General features: G+C 74.2%; 12 protein-coding genes and 3 tRNA genes. 9 read left to right on the top strand and 6 right to left on the bottom strand.

Going from position 1 to position 15236, the window contains the following annotated elements; genetic code table 11:
- Positions 1–149 precede the first annotated feature (149 nt).
- The 3 genes from gltX to PIJ49_RS16395 all read left to right on the top strand — a co-directional run bounded on the left by gltX (position 150) and on the right by PIJ49_RS16395 (position 2725).
- The gene (gene gltX / locus PIJ49_RS16405) at positions 150–1637 is read left to right on the top strand and encodes a glutamate--tRNA ligase (protein ID WP_251155140.1); all 1488 of its coding nucleotides are present in this window, start codon (positions 150–152) and stop codon (positions 1635–1637) included.
- Between the two features lie 10 nt (positions 1638–1647).
- Positions 1648–2607 carry an NAD(P)/FAD-dependent oxidoreductase gene (locus tag PIJ49_RS16400; RefSeq protein ID WP_271827094.1) on the top strand — a complete coding sequence of 320 codons (960 nt, stop codon included), beginning with the start codon at positions 1648–1650 and terminating at the stop codon, positions 2605–2607.
- 46 nt (positions 2608–2653) lie between these two features.
- Positions 2654–2725, top strand: a tRNA-Gln gene (locus tag PIJ49_RS16395).
- 264 nt (positions 2726–2989) lie between these two features.
- On the opposite strand, the gene PIJ49_RS16390 is transcribed toward PIJ49_RS16395, so the two are convergent.
- Both PIJ49_RS16390 and PIJ49_RS16385 read right to left on the bottom strand, forming a co-directional pair.
- Positions 2990–3868, bottom strand: coding sequence for a glycoside hydrolase family 16 protein (locus tag PIJ49_RS16390; RefSeq protein ID WP_271827093.1), 879 nt, complete (start codon positions 3866–3868; stop codon positions 2990–2992).
- Entirely contained in the window at positions 3858–6077 is a 2220-nt protein-coding gene (locus PIJ49_RS16385) for a hypothetical protein (protein WP_271827092.1), read from the bottom strand. Before PIJ49_RS16385 ends, PIJ49_RS16390 begins: the two co-directional genes overlap by 11 nt.
- Before the next feature lie 229 nt (positions 6078–6306).
- Here PIJ49_RS16385 and PIJ49_RS16380 point away from each other — a divergent pair, with 229 nt between their 5' ends.
- The 3 genes from PIJ49_RS16380 to PIJ49_RS16370 all read left to right on the top strand — a co-directional run bounded on the left by PIJ49_RS16380 (position 6307) and on the right by PIJ49_RS16370 (position 9918).
- Positions 6307–7647: a glycosyltransferase family 2 protein gene (locus tag PIJ49_RS16380; RefSeq protein WP_271827091.1), complete on the top strand. Its 1341-nt coding sequence runs from the start codon at positions 6307–6309 to the stop codon at positions 7645–7647.
- Positions 7648–8134: 487 nt separating this feature from the next.
- Positions 8135–8962: a glycosyltransferase family 2 protein gene (locus PIJ49_RS16375; RefSeq protein WP_066654892.1), complete on the top strand. Its 828-nt coding sequence runs from the start codon at positions 8135–8137 to the stop codon at positions 8960–8962.
- Complete coding sequence (locus tag PIJ49_RS16370) at positions 8959–9918, top strand: glycosyltransferase family 2 protein (protein ID WP_271827090.1); 960 nt, start codon at positions 8959–8961, stop codon at positions 9916–9918. The genes PIJ49_RS16375 and PIJ49_RS16370 overlap by 4 nt, the downstream gene beginning before the upstream one ends.
- Positions 9919–10010: 92 nt before the next feature.
- Here PIJ49_RS16370 and PIJ49_RS16365 read toward each other — a convergent pair whose 3' ends face one another.
- From PIJ49_RS16365 to PIJ49_RS16350, 4 genes are all read right to left on the bottom strand, one after another.
- Positions 10011–11564, bottom strand: coding sequence for a lipopolysaccharide biosynthesis protein (locus tag PIJ49_RS16365; RefSeq protein WP_271827089.1), 1554 nt, complete (start codon positions 11562–11564; stop codon positions 10011–10013).
- The gene (locus PIJ49_RS16360) at positions 11561–12466 is read right to left on the bottom strand and encodes a beta-1,6-N-acetylglucosaminyltransferase (RefSeq protein ID WP_066654888.1); all 906 of its coding nucleotides are present in this window, start codon (positions 12464–12466) and stop codon (positions 11561–11563) included. The genes PIJ49_RS16365 and PIJ49_RS16360 overlap by 4 nt, the downstream gene beginning before the upstream one ends.
- Positions 12467–12568: 102 nt before the next feature.
- A complete protein-coding gene (locus PIJ49_RS16355; RefSeq protein ID WP_066654886.1) occupies positions 12569–12772 on the bottom strand; it encodes a hypothetical protein in 204 nt (67 codons plus the stop codon).
- A 74-nt stretch (positions 12773–12846) separates the two neighbouring features.
- Positions 12847–14193, bottom strand: coding sequence for a glycosyltransferase (locus tag PIJ49_RS16350; protein ID WP_271827088.1), 1347 nt, complete (start codon positions 14191–14193; stop codon positions 12847–12849).
- 102 nt (positions 14194–14295) lie between these two features.
- Here PIJ49_RS16350 and PIJ49_RS16345 point away from each other — a divergent pair, with 102 nt between their 5' ends.
- The 3 genes from PIJ49_RS16345 to PIJ49_RS16335 all read left to right on the top strand — a co-directional run bounded on the left by PIJ49_RS16345 (position 14296) and on the right by PIJ49_RS16335 (position 15236).
- Positions 14296–14928 carry an MBL fold metallo-hydrolase gene (locus PIJ49_RS16345; protein WP_066654883.1) on the top strand — a complete coding sequence of 211 codons (633 nt, stop codon included), beginning with the start codon at positions 14296–14298 and terminating at the stop codon, positions 14926–14928.
- A 98-nt stretch (positions 14929–15026) separates the two neighbouring features.
- Positions 15027–15102, top strand: a tRNA-Glu gene (locus tag PIJ49_RS16340).
- A 58-nt stretch (positions 15103–15160) separates the two neighbouring features.
- Positions 15161–15236, top strand: a tRNA-Glu gene (locus PIJ49_RS16335).

The following is a 15236-nucleotide window of genomic DNA, read 5'->3' as shown; positions in this document are numbered from 1 at the left end:
TGGGAGAGTAGGACGCCGCCGGACTCAACTTCAGCAACACCAGGAAACCCCTGACCGTGATCGGTCAGGGGTTTCCTCCGTTTCCGGGCCGACCCGCACACCGCCACCGCAGGTCGGGTAGCGTGGCGCGCCGGTAGGATCGTGTGGTCATGACTGCACCGTTCACCACTGCCACCGGCTCCGACGTCCGAGTCCGTTTCTGCCCGAGCCCGACCGGGACCCCGCACGTGGGGCTCATCCGGACGGCCCTGTTCAACTGGGCCTACGCGCGCCACACCGGCGGCAAGCTCGTGTTCCGCATCGAGGACACCGACGCCGCTCGGGACAGCGAGGAGTCCTACGAGCAGATCCTCGACGCGCTCCGGTGGCTCCGGCTCGACTGGGACGAGGGCGTCGAGGTGGGCGGTCCGCACGGTCCGTACCGCCAGTCCGAGCGCTCGGACGTGTACGAGGACGTCATCGCGAAGCTGCGTGCGTCCGGCCACGTCTACGAGTCGTACGTGACACCGGAGGAGATGGAGGCCCGGAACACGGCCGCCGGTCGCGACCCGAAGCAGGGGTACGACAACCACGAGCGCGACCTGACCGAGGCCGAGCGCCAGGCGTTCCGCGACGAGGGGCGGCAGCCGGCGCTGCGGCTCCGGGTGCCCGACCGCGACCTCAGCTTCGACGACCTGGTGCGCGGCGAGATCACCTTCAAGCAGGGCACCTTCCCGGACTTCGTGGTGGTCCGCCCCAACGGCAAGCCGCTGTACACGTTCACGAACCCGGTCGACGACGCCCTGATGGGGATCACCCACGTGCTTCGCGGTGAGGACCTGCTGTCGTCGACCCCGCGGCAGATCGCGCTGTACGAGGCGCTCGTCGAGGTCGGCATCACCGACGTCGTCCCCCGCTTCGGACACCTCCCGTACGTCATGGGGGAGGGCAACAAGAAGCTCTCGAAGCGCGACCCCGAGTCGAACCTGTTCCACCACCGTGCCGCCGGCATGGTGCCGGAGGGGCTCCTCAACTACCTCGCGCTGCTCGGCTGGTCGATCGGCCCGGACCGCGACGTCTTCTCGTCGGACGAGATGGTCGCCGCGTTCGACGTCGTCGACGTGAACCCGAACCCCGCCCGCTTCGACCACAAGAAGGCCGAGGCGATCAACGGTGACCACATCCGTCTGCTCGACGCCGACGACTTCCGCGGACGCCTGCTGCCGTACCTGACGGACTTCGTGTCGGTGCCGCCGACCGCCGAGCAGGAGCGGGTGCTCGCGGCTGCGGCCCCGCTGGTCCAGGAGCGCATGCAGCTCCTCGGCGAGGCTCCGGCGATGCTCGGCTTCCTGTTCACGACCGACGACGAGCTCGTGGTCGAGGACGACGCCCGCGCCACGCTGAAGGACGACGCCGGGGACGTGCTCCACGCCGGGGTCACCGCGCTCGAGGGCGTCGAGGACTGGACGACCGGGTCGATCGAGGCAGCCCTGCGGTCGTCCCTCATCGACGGCATGGGCCTCAAGCCGCGCGTGGCGTTCGGACCGCTCCGCGTCGCCGTGTCCGGGCGCCGGATCAGCCCGCCGCTGTTCGAGTCCATGGAGATCCTCGGCAAGGAGTCCACACTCACCCGTCTCCGCCGACTCGCGGACCGCTGACACCGTCGTGGTGACGACTCCGGGTGCGCGGGACGGCGACGGCCTGTCCGTCGACGTCGCGGTCATCGGTGCCGGTCCGGCCGGGCTGAGCGCTGCGCTCAACCTGGTCCGCGCCCGGCGGACGGTGCTGCTCGTCGACGCGAACCGACCGCGCAACGCTGCCACACTCCGTTCGCACGGCTTCGTCACGCGCGACGGGATCTCGCCGCTCGAGCTCCGGAAGCTCGGCCGGGTCGAGGTCGAGTCCTACCCGGAGGCGACCGTCGTGCAGTCGGTCGTCGACCGTGTGGCCCGCGACGGTGACGGCTGGTCGGTGCACGGTTCCTCCCGCGGGGCCGAGCTGCGGGCCCGCGCGAGGGCCGTCGTGGTCGCGACGGGGCTCCGGGAGGAGTTCCCGGCACTGCCGTCCCTGCGAGCCCTCTACGGCACGTCGGTGCACAGCTGCGTCGAGTGCGACGGGTACGAGCACGCAGGGCAGCCCCTCGCGTTCCTGTGCGAGACGTCCGACGTGGTGGACCGCGCGTTGCTCGTCGGTTCGTGGACCGACGACCTGGTGGTCTACACGAACGGTGCCGCGGTGCTGGACGATGCCGGCCGTGCGCGACTGTCGGCGGCGGGCGTGACGGTCGACGAACGGCCCGTGGCCGACCTCGAGGGCGGTCGGGACGGCCTCACCGGTGTCCGCCTGGCGGACGGCGACGTGCGGCCGCACACCGGAGCGTTCGTGCGACCCCTGTGGCACGCCGACCTCGACTGGCTCGACGCGCCGGCGGACCGGGACGCCGAAGGGCTCCTCCGCGCGGACCGCGTCGGTCGGACCCGGGTGCCCGGGCTGTACGCCGTCGGGGACGTCACCCCGCCGGGTCCCGAGCAGCTCGTCGTGGCAGCCGGTCACGGGGCGTCGACGGCAGCCGCGGTGCACCGGGACCTGGTGGGTGGTCTCGAGGACCTCCGGGATGCTGTACAGTAGTTGATCGTGCCCCGGACAACGGGGAACGGAAGGCCAGCAGGCCTTTTGGGGTATGGTGTAATTGGCAACACAGCGGTTTCTGGTACCGTCGTTCTTGGTTCGAGTCCAGGTACCCCAGCTCGAAGGAAAAGCCCCCGGGAGATCCCGGGGGCTTTTCCCGTTCCCGGGCGCCTCGTACGAGGAGACACGCCCGGATCGACACGGAACGCCCGAATCAACACCGGGCGCGCGAACGGACGCGGAACGCCCGGAACGACACCGGACGCCGGCACCGAGGAGACGCCGGCACCGAGGAGACGCCGGCACCGAGGAGCGCCGGTGTCCCGGAGGTGTCGACGGTCGGTCCGTCGTGGTCGGCGTCCGGGCAGGAGCCCGCTCGGCGTCAGTCGGCCGCGCGGTACGCCACGACCCAGTCGACGAGCACGTGCCCGTCGGACCCCGCCGGCACGCGGGCGTCGCCGATCGCGGTCTCGGCCTGCAGGGTGACGCGCATCGGCACTCTCGGCACGGCGCCCGCCGTCGAGGCGACGAGTGCACCGTCCCACCAGAAGCGCACGACGTCGGCGGTCCACTCGACGGTGGCGACGTGCCAGTCCTGCTGGCCGCCCGGCACCGTCGGAGCGTCCTCCGGCAGGAACCGCATGGTGCGGTCCGCAGCGTCGAAGCTGCCCGGCACCGCCGACACCGGGCGGACGTCGCCGCCCAGGTCGCCCTCCGGCCAGTCGATCTCGCCCTCGTTCCAGTCGCCCGACAGCGGCCAGAGGAGCATCACGAACTTGTAGCCGGGGGCGTCACCGGCCCGGTAGCGGATCGAGACGCGCTGGTGCGTGTACGACCGGTAGCCCGCGGGCAGCACGGCCGCGACGAGTGGCTGACCGTCCTCGGTCCGCAGGTGGAAGTCGAGCGTCGAGTCGTGGACCGAGACGACCTCGTCCGGGTGGTAGATCCCCTTGCCCGAGGTGTCGCGGAACCCGCGGTACTCGGCCATCGCCGGGTAGACCGCGAGCAGGTCGCCGTGGGCGGCGTCGCGGTCGAAGTCCTCGGCGAGGTACGGGACCCAGCGGACCCCGCCCGACTCGACCGTCCCCGAGGGCATCTCCGCGGGCACGGCACGGTCGGCCCGGCGGATCGCCGTCGGCAGGACGACGGCCACGGTGCCGGTCAGCGCCGCGGCGCCGACGAGTCCCGCGACGACCGCACCGCGGCGCAGCACGTCGCGCCGTGTGGGGCCCGGTTCGGGCGTCGCGGGCTCACGCCGCACGGGCGACCTCGTAGATCCGGACACCGTCGCGGTCGTAGCGCAGCGTCCCGCGATCCGCTGCCGAACGTTCGAGGGCGTCGACCTCCGCGCCCGTCGCGGTGCCGCGGGCGACCACGTCCGCGCGCTCGGCGTCGGAGAACACCAGCCACGCGTCCCCGCCGTGCGCCCGGTCCGCGAGCGACTCGTCGAGGTCGGCCGGCGTGATGCCGTCCGGGTACCACTGCGTGAGGTCGCCCAGCGACTGCACCTGGCCCCAGCGCTGCAGGTACGCGGGGTACCCGGCGCCGATGACGGCAGGGAAGCCGCCGACGGTCGTCAGGGTGTCGTCCGCCGTGAAGCGGCCGTCCAGCCACCGCGCCGCCAGGACCTCGCCGGCTGGCGTCCGGTTCGCCTGCTCGGCCTGGAACGTCGTCGCGACGAAGAGCAGCGTCGTGACGCCGACCAGTGCGCCGGTGAGCAGGAGACGGAGCCGACGCCCGTGCAGCGCGTGGACGGCGGCGATCGCCAGGAAGGGCGCCGAGAAGAGCACGACGCGGAACCTGCCCTCACCCCCGTAGCTCTGCCCGAGGACGAGCACGACCGGGCACGCGGCGAGCCAGAGCACGAGCAGTGCCCGGTGGCCGTGACCGGCACGCACCGTCCGCACGATGCCGACCAGGGCGACGACCGCGACCAGGGCGGTGAGGGCGAGCACCCCGCGGCTCTGCAGGGTGGTCGCGAGCGACGGGATCGCGATCGACGTCGAGGCGGCCGTGGCGTTGCTCACCGGGTCGAACCCGGTGGTCAGGCCGAACTTCTCCTGCACGTAGTCGAGGTTCGGCAGGAGGTACAGCAGCGGTGCGGCGACGACGGGCAGCGCGGTCCACCAGGGTCGGACGACCCCGATCACGACGAGCGGGACGAACGCGGCGACGAGCACGTAGGGCGTGAGCTGGTGCGACGCCGTGATCACCGCCTGGAGGAGCACGACCAGGACCACCGCGGTGACGGTCGCGGTGCGGGTGGCGGCGGTACCGGGGTCGACGGCCGCGGCGGTCCCACAGGTCGGCACGATCGGTGCCCGGCGGGCCCGGAGCAGCCGGGAGACGACACCGACGATCCGGCGCCCGAGCGCGTTCGGGGTGCTGCGCAGCGTGGTGAGCACGACGAGCACGACGGCGAGGAAGAGCGCGAAGGCGAACGCCTGCGGTGAGTAGTAGTCCTGACCGACCCAGTTCGCGGCGCTGAAGACCACGGCGGCCGTGACCGCCCAGCGGCCCCGGAGCCCGAGCGCCCGGGCGATGCCGAGGACGAGGGCACCGTCGAGCAGGGCGAACGCGACCTCCACGAAGCGGACCGGCGCGGCGGCGTCCGTGGTCCCCGTGACGGAACCGAGGAAGGCGCTCACCGCGAAGAAGCCCGGCCAGCGGTTGTAGATGTCGATCGCCGGGTCGACCGAGCCGTGCTGCTGGATGTACGCGGTGACGGCGATGTGCTTGAAGACCCAGGGCGGTCGGGGCTCGGCAGCCGCGAGGTTCGCCGTGCCGTACACGACCACGACGAGCACGGCGGCGGTGGCGGTGCCGAGCGCGGCCGGGAACCGACGGTCGACCAGCGCGACGACGGTCACCGCGAGGACCGTACCGGCACCGACCCACCACACCGGGGGGACGGCGGTGAGCAGGCCCCACTCGCCGAGCGCCCCTCTGGTGGTCTGCGCCGTGCCGACGACCCAGAGCGCGACTCCCGTGACGAGCACGCCGCCGCCGACCGCGAGCCGGACGACCGTACCGTCGCGGCGTGCTGCCCAGGCGGAGCGGACGGCGTGCTGCACCGACGCCCGGTCGGACGACCGGGCCGTGACGACCCCGTGCGCCAGCGCCGCCCAGCCGCTGACGACGAGGACGAGGCCCGCCGCCGGGACGGGGGCCCAGCGCTGGGTCCAGACCATGGCGAGGGCGACGACGGTGTCGACCGCGGCACCGGCGACGAGGACGAGCGCCGCCCGGCTCACCGGCTCGGTCAGGCGGAGGGGCCGGACGACGGCCGTCCCGGGCACGACGAGGAGCGCCGTCAGGACCACGGCGGTCTGCACCGGACCGGTCGTCCCGGTGAGCAGCACCGCCGTCGCCGCGAACGCCAGCACCGCGGCAGCGACCGCCGGCAGCGGGGACCGGTGCACCCGGTGCGCCCGGCGGAGTTCCACCCGCGTGGGCGCCGTCGCGGTCACGGGGTGACCACCGCGGTGGTGAGGGGCATCGGGCGTTCCTTCGGGTCGGGTGCCGGCTGTCGAGGCAAGTCGACCATCGTCGACCGCCACCGACGAGGGTGCCGACGGTGTTGTGCGGGTGCCCTGCGGCATTGCGGCATCACGCACGGTCGCGTCCGCTCCTGCGGGGGAACCGCAGGCTCCCCGCGGCCGCGTTGACGCCACCGCCGGGGCCGACGACGGTGGTCCCATGACCTCCACGCCGCCGCGACCGTCGTCGTCCCGCCTCGTGCTCGAGCGCACGATGGCGAGCCCCGAGCCGCCCACCTGGCCGGGTGCGGTCTGGGTCGGCGCCGTCGACGCGCACGAGGTCCCCGACGGCGACGTCGCGATCCCGCTGGCGGACGCCGCCGGCCACCGGACGGCGCGGCTCCTCGTCCGTGCGGGCACGTCGCCCCGGGGCTTCGTCGACCTGCCCGTCACCGACGGGGCGGTCGACGCCTCCGAGCTCCGCGCGGCCGTCGACGCGCTGCCCCCGGCCGAGCACCCGCCCGTGCCGGTGCGGCTCCCGAGCACGACCGTCGTGCTCTGCACCCGCGACCGCGCCGACCAGCTCGCCGACGCCCTGCGGTCGGTCCTCGCGCTCGACCACCCCGACCTGGAGGTCGTCGTGGTCGACAACGCGCCGTCCGACGACGCCACCCGTCGACTCGTCACCGCGCCCGGCACCGACCCGCGCATCCGGTACGTGCTCGAGCCGACGCCCGGGCTGTCCAGCGCCCGGAACGCCGGTGTCCGCGCCGCCCGCGGCGAGGTCGTCGCGTTCACCGACGACGACGTGGTGGTCGACCGCGGGTGGCTCCGTGCCCTCGCGTCCGGCTTCGCCCGCGGGGAGGACGTCGTGTGCGTCAGCGGGCTCGTGGCGAGCGGCGAGCTCCGCACGCCGGCCCAGCGCTGGTTCGACGAACGGGTGACCTGGTCGCGGAACCTCACCCCGCGGGTGTTCCGGCTCACCGCCCCGCCGGCGGACCGGCCGCTCTTCCCGTTCTCGGTGGGCGACTACGGCACCGGGGCGAACTTCGCGATGCGCCGTGACGCGGTGCTCGCGCTCGGGGGCTTCGACGAGGCGCTCGGCGTCGGCACCGCCACGGGCGGCGGCGAGGACATCGACGTCTTCGCCCGCGTGGTGCTCTCCGGCGCGGCCCTCGCGGTCGAGCCCTCCGCCCTGGTCTGGCACCGGCACCGCGCCGACGTCGCCGCACTCCGCACCCAGGCGGTCGGGTACGGCACCGGGCTCGGGGCGTGGCTGACGAAGACCGCCCTCCGGCCACGGACGCTCGGGATGGCGCTGGTCCGCGCGCCCGGCGCGGTCCGGCACCTGCTCGCCGGGGCGGCAGTCCCCGCAGCGGACGTCGCCGGTGGGCCGGCGCGCTCCGACCCCGTCCCCGCAGCGGGTGACAGCGCCTTCGACCGCGAGGTCGCCGCGGTGCGCGGCGTCGAGCTCCGCGCCGTGCTGCGGGGTGTCGGTCGCTACGCGCGGTCCCGTCACACGGTGCGCGCCCGCTCGGCTGCCGCCCGCCGGACCTCCTGATCCGGCACGCGGTCCGACCGCGTGCCGACCGGGAGGCGCGCCGTGCGCCCGCACCGCGGGCTGCGGCCCGGCCCGGTACCGGACCGCAGCGACCGTCGCGCGGCCGCACCCCGCGCCGCGACGCGACGACGTGCGGGACGTCGGACGAACGGTCCACCCGTCCCGCCCCTCCCGGTCGCCACGTGGCGCGTCGGGCGGTGCGTCGGAGCGTCAGCACGTGCCTCCCGGCCGCCGTGCCCGCACGATCCGCGCCCGCTTGCGGGATTCCGTACGCGCGGTCGCGGCTGCCGCAACGCACCCCGCGCCGCGTTGACCGGTGACCACGGCGCGGACGAAGGTGGGACCGCCGCGGGAACGGCGTACCCCCGTCCCCGCGGTGAGAGCACCCCACCCGCCCCACGGACCATCCCCACACGTCCCACCGGCGCCCACCCAGCGCCGGACCGACGGGACACGACCCACGCAGCCTGAACCCGACAGGAGCACCATGAGCACCACCGTCCGACCCCGAGACCCCCGTGTCTCGGTCGTCATCCCCGCACGCAACGAGGCGCGCAACCTCGAGATCATCCTGCCGATGCTGCCGCCCGTGCACGAGGTGATCCTCGTCGACGGGAACTCGGTCGACGACACCGTCGCGACCGCGCGGCGCCTGATGCCGTCGATCACGGTCGTGCAGCAGACCCGGAAGGGCAAGGGCAACGCACTGGCCTGCGGCTTCGAGGCGGTCACCGGCGACGTCGTCGTCATGTTCGACGCGGACTGCTCAGCGGACGCCGCCGAGATCCCGCGCTTCGTCGACGCCCTCGTCGCCGGTGCCGACGTCGCCAAGGGGTCCCGGTACGCGCCCGGCGGCGGCAGCGACGACATCACGGTGATCCGGGGCCTCGGCAACAAGGGGCTCAACATCATCTCGAACCTGCTGCTCGGTGCGCGGTACACGGACCTCTGCTACGGCTACAACGCGTTCTGGGCGGACACGCTGCCGACGGTCGGTCTGCTGTCCTCGACGCTCCCGCAGCCCGCCGACGGATCGATGCGGTGGGGTGACGGCTTCGAGATCGAGACGATCCTGACCTGCCGGTGGTCCGCCGCCGGCTTCGCGATCACCGAGGTCCCGAGCCACGAGAAGCTCCGCGTGCACGGCACGAGCAACCTCAACGCCGTGAGCGACGGCATCCGCGTCCTCACCTCGATCATGCACGAGCGTCGTCGCGCCGGCGAGGTCGCCGCCCGCGCCCGTCTCGCGCCGACGCCGGTGCGCGCCCGCGCCGTTGCGGAGCCGGTGGCCGTCCTCGACGAGGAAGCCGCGTGAGCCTGCCCACGGTCGCGGTCGTCATCTGCGCCTACACCCAGCAGCGCTGGGGCGACCTGCAGGCAGCCGTGGAGTCGGCGAAGCGGCAGCCCGAGGCCACCGAGGTCGTCGTCGTGATCGACCACGAGCCCGAGCTGCTGCTCCGCGCCGCGGCCAGGTGGCCCGAGCTGCGGGTCGTCCCGAACGCCGAGGAGCGCGGCCTGTCCGGCGCCCGGAACACGGGCGTGGCACTCGCCGCGTCCGACGTCGTGGCCTTCCTCGACGACGACGCCGCGGCGGACCCGGACTGGCTGATGCACCTCGTCGAGTCCCTCGAGCTGCCCGACGTCGTCGGGGTCGGCGGCCGCGCGACCCCGTCGTGGCCGGACACCACCGGCGCCGGACCGTTCCCGGACGAGCTGCTCTGGATCGTCGGCTGCAGCTACACCGGGCTGCCGACCGAGGCCGGCGACGTCCGGAACGTGATCGGTTCGAGCATGGCGTTCCGGCGGGACGTCCTGCTCGCCGCGGGCGGGTTCCGGTCCGGCATCGGTCGGGTCGGCAACCAGCCGCTGGGCTGCGAGGAGACCGAGCTCTGCATCCGGATCGCCCAGATGCGCCCGACGGCCCGGATCCGCTACGAGCCGCGGTCGAACGTCTCGCACCGCGTGTCGGCCGACCGGGTGTCGATGCGGTACGTCCGTCGTCGCAGTTACTACGAGGGGATCTCGAAGGCCGTCCTGAGCCGACGGGTCGGTGCGCGGGACTCGCTCTCGAGCGAGGGCACCTACCTGACCCGGGTGCTGCCGGGTGCGCTCCTGCGCGAGCTCGGGGCGGTCGGCCGTGGTGGTGGTGTCCGTGCGCTCGCGATCGTGACGAGCGTCGTCGCCACGGTGACCGGGTACGCGGTCGGGCGGACGTTCGGCGCCGTCGTGGTGCGGGCGGCGGCGCCGGCTCCGGAGCCCGTCGCGGTCTGACCCCGGCAGATGCAAGGCCCCCGGTACCCCGCGTGGGTACCGGGGGCCTCGCGCGTGCTGCCCGGGCGGGCGTCGGTGCGCGCGGGTGCAGGTCAGCGCGAGCCGCCGCGGGCCGCCCGGAGCCGCTGCAGGAACCAGGGCAGGCAGGCGACGACGCCGACGATGCGCACGACGTCCCAGACGGTGTCCTGCGGGGCGAGCAGGGAGGCCGCAGCCAGGAGCACGGCCGGCACCACGACGTGGGGGACCCGGCGGGCGGGTCCACGCCACTGCCTCCGGTCCCGCAGCGCGGCCTGCTGCAGCACGGCGAGCAGCGCGTACGACAGCACCGTGGACAGCGCGGCGCCGGCGATGCCGAGCGGTGGGACGAGCAGCAGGTTCGCGCCGACGTTCACAGCGGCGGCGGTGGCGGCGATCACGCCGACGGCGACACCGCGGCGCTCCACGACGAGCAGTCGTCCGGTGGCGCCGCTCGCGACGACCGGGAAGGCCGTCAGGGCGACGACGAACACCACGACCGACAGCTCCTCGACCCGGTACGAGGGCGGTGCCAGCACCGGGAGCGCGACCGGCGACACGAGGGTCACGGCGAGGAGCACCGGCGCGAGGAGCAGGTACAGCTCGTCACGCGCGTGCATCGCGAGGCGCCGTCGTGCGGCGGCGTCGCGGAGCGCGGCGAAGTGCGGCGCCCACGCGCTGTTCGTGAAGGTCAGGAGCAGGACGACCGCCGAACCGACGACGTAGGCGATCTGGTACCGGGCCACCTCGTCGGGTCCGAGGAGGCGTTGCACGACGATGCGGTCCCCGGCGTTCAGGACGAAGTAGGACAGGTTGCCCAGCGCGATCGGCACGCCGAGCCGGAAGGCGCGTGCCGTCGTCGCGTGGTCGACCAGCCCCCGCAGGCGCGGGTGGACGGCGACGACGCCGATCACCATCGCCACGCCCTGCGCGACCACGCCGCCCCAGGCGTAGGTGGTCGCGTCGGCGTGCACGAGTACGAGGAGGCCGAGGCCGATGACCGAGCCGCCCACCGACGACAGCAGGCTGGTGACCGCGAAGACGCGGATCCGGTCCTGCGCCACGAGGAGCGCCAGCGACGTCTGCACGACCGCCGCGGGCAGCGTCCAGAGCACCGCGACCAGGAGGAGCGGGTGCTGGCCGACGAAGCCGGCCGCGTCACCCCACGCCGGCAGCGACCCCAGCGCCGCGAGCGTGACGAGGGTCGCGAGGACCGCACCGACCGGGACGAGCCCGCGGGCCCGACGGTCGTCGCCGTCCTCGGCGCGTTGCAGCACCGCCGCCTGGTCGAGTCCGGCCACGGCGAGGACGCCGAGCGCCTGGAAGAGCGCGATGGCGGACGCGAGCACGCCGAACTCGGACGGCGGCAGCAGGTGCGCGAGGACGGGGGAGACGAGCGAGCTGACGACCAGCTGCATGGACCAGACGACCACGTAGAGCATGCCCCGGCCGAAGAGCGCCGAGGCACCCGTGCGGACGGCGGTGCTGCCGGTGTCGGTGCTGCCGGTGTCCGTGCCGGCGGTGCTGCCGGGGCTGCTCGTGGTGTCGCGGGTACGGGCGACGTGCCGCCCGGCGCGCCGCACCGTCGTCGTCCGCGTCGCACTCCCGGTGTCGGACGGGACGCTCACGGCGCGGTGGCCCCGGCGGGACGGTGCGCCCGCAGGCCGACCGCCGCGTCGACGAGGTCGAGCAGGTCGGCGCTGCGGCTCGTGGAGAACTTCCGCGCGAACAGGTACGGCGGCTGGTCGTCCGGACCGGTCCAGTGCTCCAGCAGGCGTCCGGCGTCCGGCGTCCCGAGCCACGGCGGGCTCTTCATCCGGGTACCGTCCCACCCGATGTACCAGAGCGGGTGCTCGAGGTGCTCGTCGGCGAACCCCGGGACGAGTGCGGGGGAGTTCAGGATCGAGGCCACGAGCGACTCGTCGGCGATCCACACGCGGCGCCAGAAGCGCACGAGGTCCGGGCGGGCGTCCACGACGTCGACCACGGCCTGCGCGTGCTCACGACTGATCAGCTTCACCTGGGACCCACCGGTCAGGACGACCCCACGCGGCAGCCGACGCGGCACCGGCAGCCGCAGCATGTGCTTGCGCCACGCCCAGTGGCGGTAGCGGAACCGCGACCAGCCCCCGCCGCGCCAGTCCGGGTGCGGGAGCGGGTGGGTGACGAGGAACGAACGACCGGGGTGGCGCCCGAGCACCGCGCGCACCTCGTCGGCGGTGGCGAGCGGGTAGTCGCTGCCCGTCAGGACGGCGATGTGGCTCGCATCCGTCCCGGCGAGCGCGGCGCGGTACCCGGCGAGCTCCGCTGCTGCGTTCTCCCACCGCGCCCATCCGGTGCGCCGGCGGTCGAGCAGGTGGACGCGCGGCGGGAGCCCGTCGGTCATCGCGTCGTGCGCGGCGTCCGGAGTGCGGACGTCGCAGTGCAGGAAGACGGGGAAGGGGTCCAGCGCCTCGAGGAGTCGGCGGACCTGGGTCGGGTCCTCGTGTGCGAGGACGACGCAGGCGAGCTCCGCGGTGGGGGTGGGCATGCGAGCGACGCTAACTCCGGCCCCGGAGCCCGACAAGGAACCGCCGGGGCGGCTGCGGGGATGCAGCGGTTTCCCGCACGCGGTACCGCTCGAGCGCGGCGGTCAGCCCCGGCGACGGAAGCGCGGGCAGTCGCAGAGCGCGCAGTCCGAGCCGCGTCGGTAGTGCTCGTGCGCCTCCCGCTGGTGGCCGCACGCGCACGTGGCGGCGTCCGTCGCGCTCGGCGCGACGAGGTGCAGCACCGGCGCTGGACCCGTGGCGTCGTCCGCCGGGACGTCACGGCGCTCGGTGTCGGTACCCAGCAGCATGCGCCCTCCTCGCGCCCGACGCAGTCGTCGGACGTGACCGATCCTACGGTCACGCGTGGCGCTGCGCCTCCGGGTCACCCGGCGAGGGGCCGTCCCGCCCCGACGGCGCGCCAGCGTCGACGACTGCGGAGCCATGCGGACGGTCCCGCGGGGAACCCCCGGAGCTCGTGGTACGCCAGTGACCGCGGCACCGGTGTGCTCGCCGGAGCCGGGAGGGTCGGGTCCGCGGCCCGTCGGTGGTCGGCGCCACGGCCGCGGAACAGGGCCGCGGCCGCGACCCGGGCCTTCGCCGTCGCCGCGAGGGGGACGAGCCGAGCGAGGACGGCGACGTGTCGTCGGTCCCGGGCCACGAGTGCGCAGAGCAGGGCGGCGAACCCGACGCCGTTGCCGTGCAGCTGCGCGTGCAGCTCCGCGACGGTCCGGCGGTGCCGGTGGTGCACGACGGCGCGGGGTTCGAAGCCGATGCGTCCGCCGCGCCAGAGGGTCTCGACGAACATCGCCAGGTCCTCGCCGCCGCGTGCGGGGGACCCGGCGCCGAGGGTCGGGTCGAACCCACCGACCGACTCGAGCAGTGTCCGGCGGAACGCCATGTTCGCGCCGGCGCCGTACGCACCGATGCCGTACACCGGGAACCGTCGCCGGACCGAGCCGTCCGGTCGCACCGCGGCCACGCGGGCGAAGCGCATCGCGCCGGGCACGTCCTCGGGGACGATGGTCACCGGCTCGAAGGAGCGCTCGCCGCTGAAGCCGCCGTAGTACGCCTCGTACCAGACCTGCGCGGGCGTCGCGAGCTCGGTCGGCAGGACCACGCCGACGACGGCGTCGAGCTCCGGCTCCCGGACGAAGCGCTCGCCGAGGGCACGGAGCCAGCGCGGGTCGACCTGCACGTCGTCGTCGGTGAACGCCACGACCTCGCCACGTGCCGCAGCGACCCCCGCGTTCCGCCCGGCGGACAGCCCGGGGCGCCGTTCCTCGACGAGTCGGACACGGCGTCCCGCGAGCAGGGCCGGCAGCGGGTCGTCCTCCGGGACCCGGACACGGTTGTCGACCACGATGACCTCGTGCTCCGGGTGGTCGTGGCGCTCGAGGGCGTCGAGCAACCGACCGAGGCCCTCGACGCGGTCGACCACGGTGGACACGACGACGGAGACCGACGGAAGGTCGTCGTCGTGCACGGGGGCCGGCGCGGTCGGGGTGGTCCCGGACGACGATGCGGCGAGCGCCCGCAGCACCCGCGCGGCGTCGGACGGGTCGGCCGTCAGCGTCAGCCCGGCCGTGCAGACGGGGTACCCGTCGCGGCGTCCGACGACGAGGGCCTCCGTACCGGTCCCGTCGGCGACGAGCTCCGGCAGCGCGGCGTCGAGGTCGACGTGCACGACGCGCCGGGGTCCGGGCAGGGCGACGGCGGTGGTGGTGGCCATGTCCCGGACGCTACGGGCACGCATCGACCTCCGACAACGGCGTGCCAGGACCGTGGCGGGACCGGTGCGGAACCCCGCAGCCACGCGCGTAGGGTCGCCCGCATGGAGGTCACCAAGCTCGAGCACGCGTGCCAGGTCGTCACGAAGGACGGGGCACGGCTCGTCCTGGACCCCGGCGGGTTCACCCGCCCGGTCGACGTGACCGGGGTCGTGGCCGTCGTCGTGACGCACGAGCACCCGGACCACGGCACCCCCGAGCAGCTGCACGGGATCCTCGACCGGAACCCGGACGCGGTGGTCCTCGGGCCGTCGGGCGTGGCCGCGGCGCTCGCCGACGCGGGCATCACGGTCGAGGTGGTCGGCGACGGTGACCACCGCGAGGTCGGCCCCTTCACGCTCGACCTGCACGGCGCGCGGCACCAGCGCATCCACTCCTCGGTGCCCCTCGTCGACAACACCGGGGTGCTGGTGGACGGTCGTCTCTTCCACCCCGGGGACGCGTACACGGTGCCCGGCGTCCCCGTCGAGGTCCTCGCTGCTCCGGTCGGCGCACCGTGGCTCAAGGTCGAGGAGATGATGGACTGGATCGCCGCGGTCGGTCCGCGGCGCGCCTACCCGGTGCACGAGGCGACGCTGTCCGAGATCGGCTTCGCCATGCACACCGACCGGCAGCGCGAGGCGCTCGGGGACGGGGAACTCGTCGTGCTCCGGCCCGGCGAGTCGCTCACGATCTGAGACGCTGCGGATCCGCCCGGAGGCGCGGCACACCCGGGCGACACGCCCCGTTTTGGCAGCGTGCGCGCGTTGTGCCATACTTATCGGGTTGTCGGAACGGCCCCATCGTATAGCGGCCTAGTACGTCGCCCTCTCACGGCGGTAACGCGGGTTCGAATCCCGCTGGGGTCACCACAGGTGGCTAGCCTCCGAGTCCGACAACGAGTGTGTCCCGCTCTCGAGCGGGGCGTGCGGCCCCATCGTATAGCGGCCTAGTACGTCGCCCTCTCACGGCGGTAACGCGGGTTCGAATCCCGCTGGGGTCACCA

This window comes from Curtobacterium uvaldense (assembly GCF_028307415.1).
Lineage (GTDB): Bacteria > Actinomycetota > Actinomycetes > Actinomycetales > Microbacteriaceae > Curtobacterium.
This window is presented reverse-complemented; position numbering and strand designations above follow the sequence as displayed.

What these genes read in the sequence shown, in the direction of transcription:
- PIJ49_RS16360 (WP_066654888.1), bottom strand. Translation starts at nt 12,466, where the DNA reads ATGCCCACCCCCACCGCGGAGCTCGCCTGCGTCGTCCTCGCACACGAG.
- PIJ49_RS16345 (WP_066654883.1), top strand. Translation starts at nt 14,296, where the DNA reads ATGGAGGTCACCAAGCTCGAGCACGCGTGCCAGGTCGTCACGAAGGAC.
- gltX (WP_251155140.1), top strand. Translation starts at nt 150, where the DNA reads ATGACTGCACCGTTCACCACTGCCACCGGCTCCGACGTCCGAGTCCGT.
- PIJ49_RS16375 (WP_066654892.1), top strand. Translation starts at nt 8,135, where the DNA reads ATGAGCACCACCGTCCGACCCCGAGACCCCCGTGTCTCGGTCGTCATC.
- PIJ49_RS16350 (WP_271827088.1), bottom strand. Translation starts at nt 14,193, where the DNA reads ATGGCCACCACCACCGCCGTCGCCCTGCCCGGACCCCGGCGCGTCGTG.
- PIJ49_RS16355 (WP_066654886.1), bottom strand. Translation starts at nt 12,772, where the DNA reads ATGCTGCTGGGTACCGACACCGAGCGCCGTGACGTCCCGGCGGACGAC.
- PIJ49_RS16380 (WP_271827091.1), top strand. Translation starts at nt 6,307, where the DNA reads ATGACCTCCACGCCGCCGCGACCGTCGTCGTCCCGCCTCGTGCTCGAG.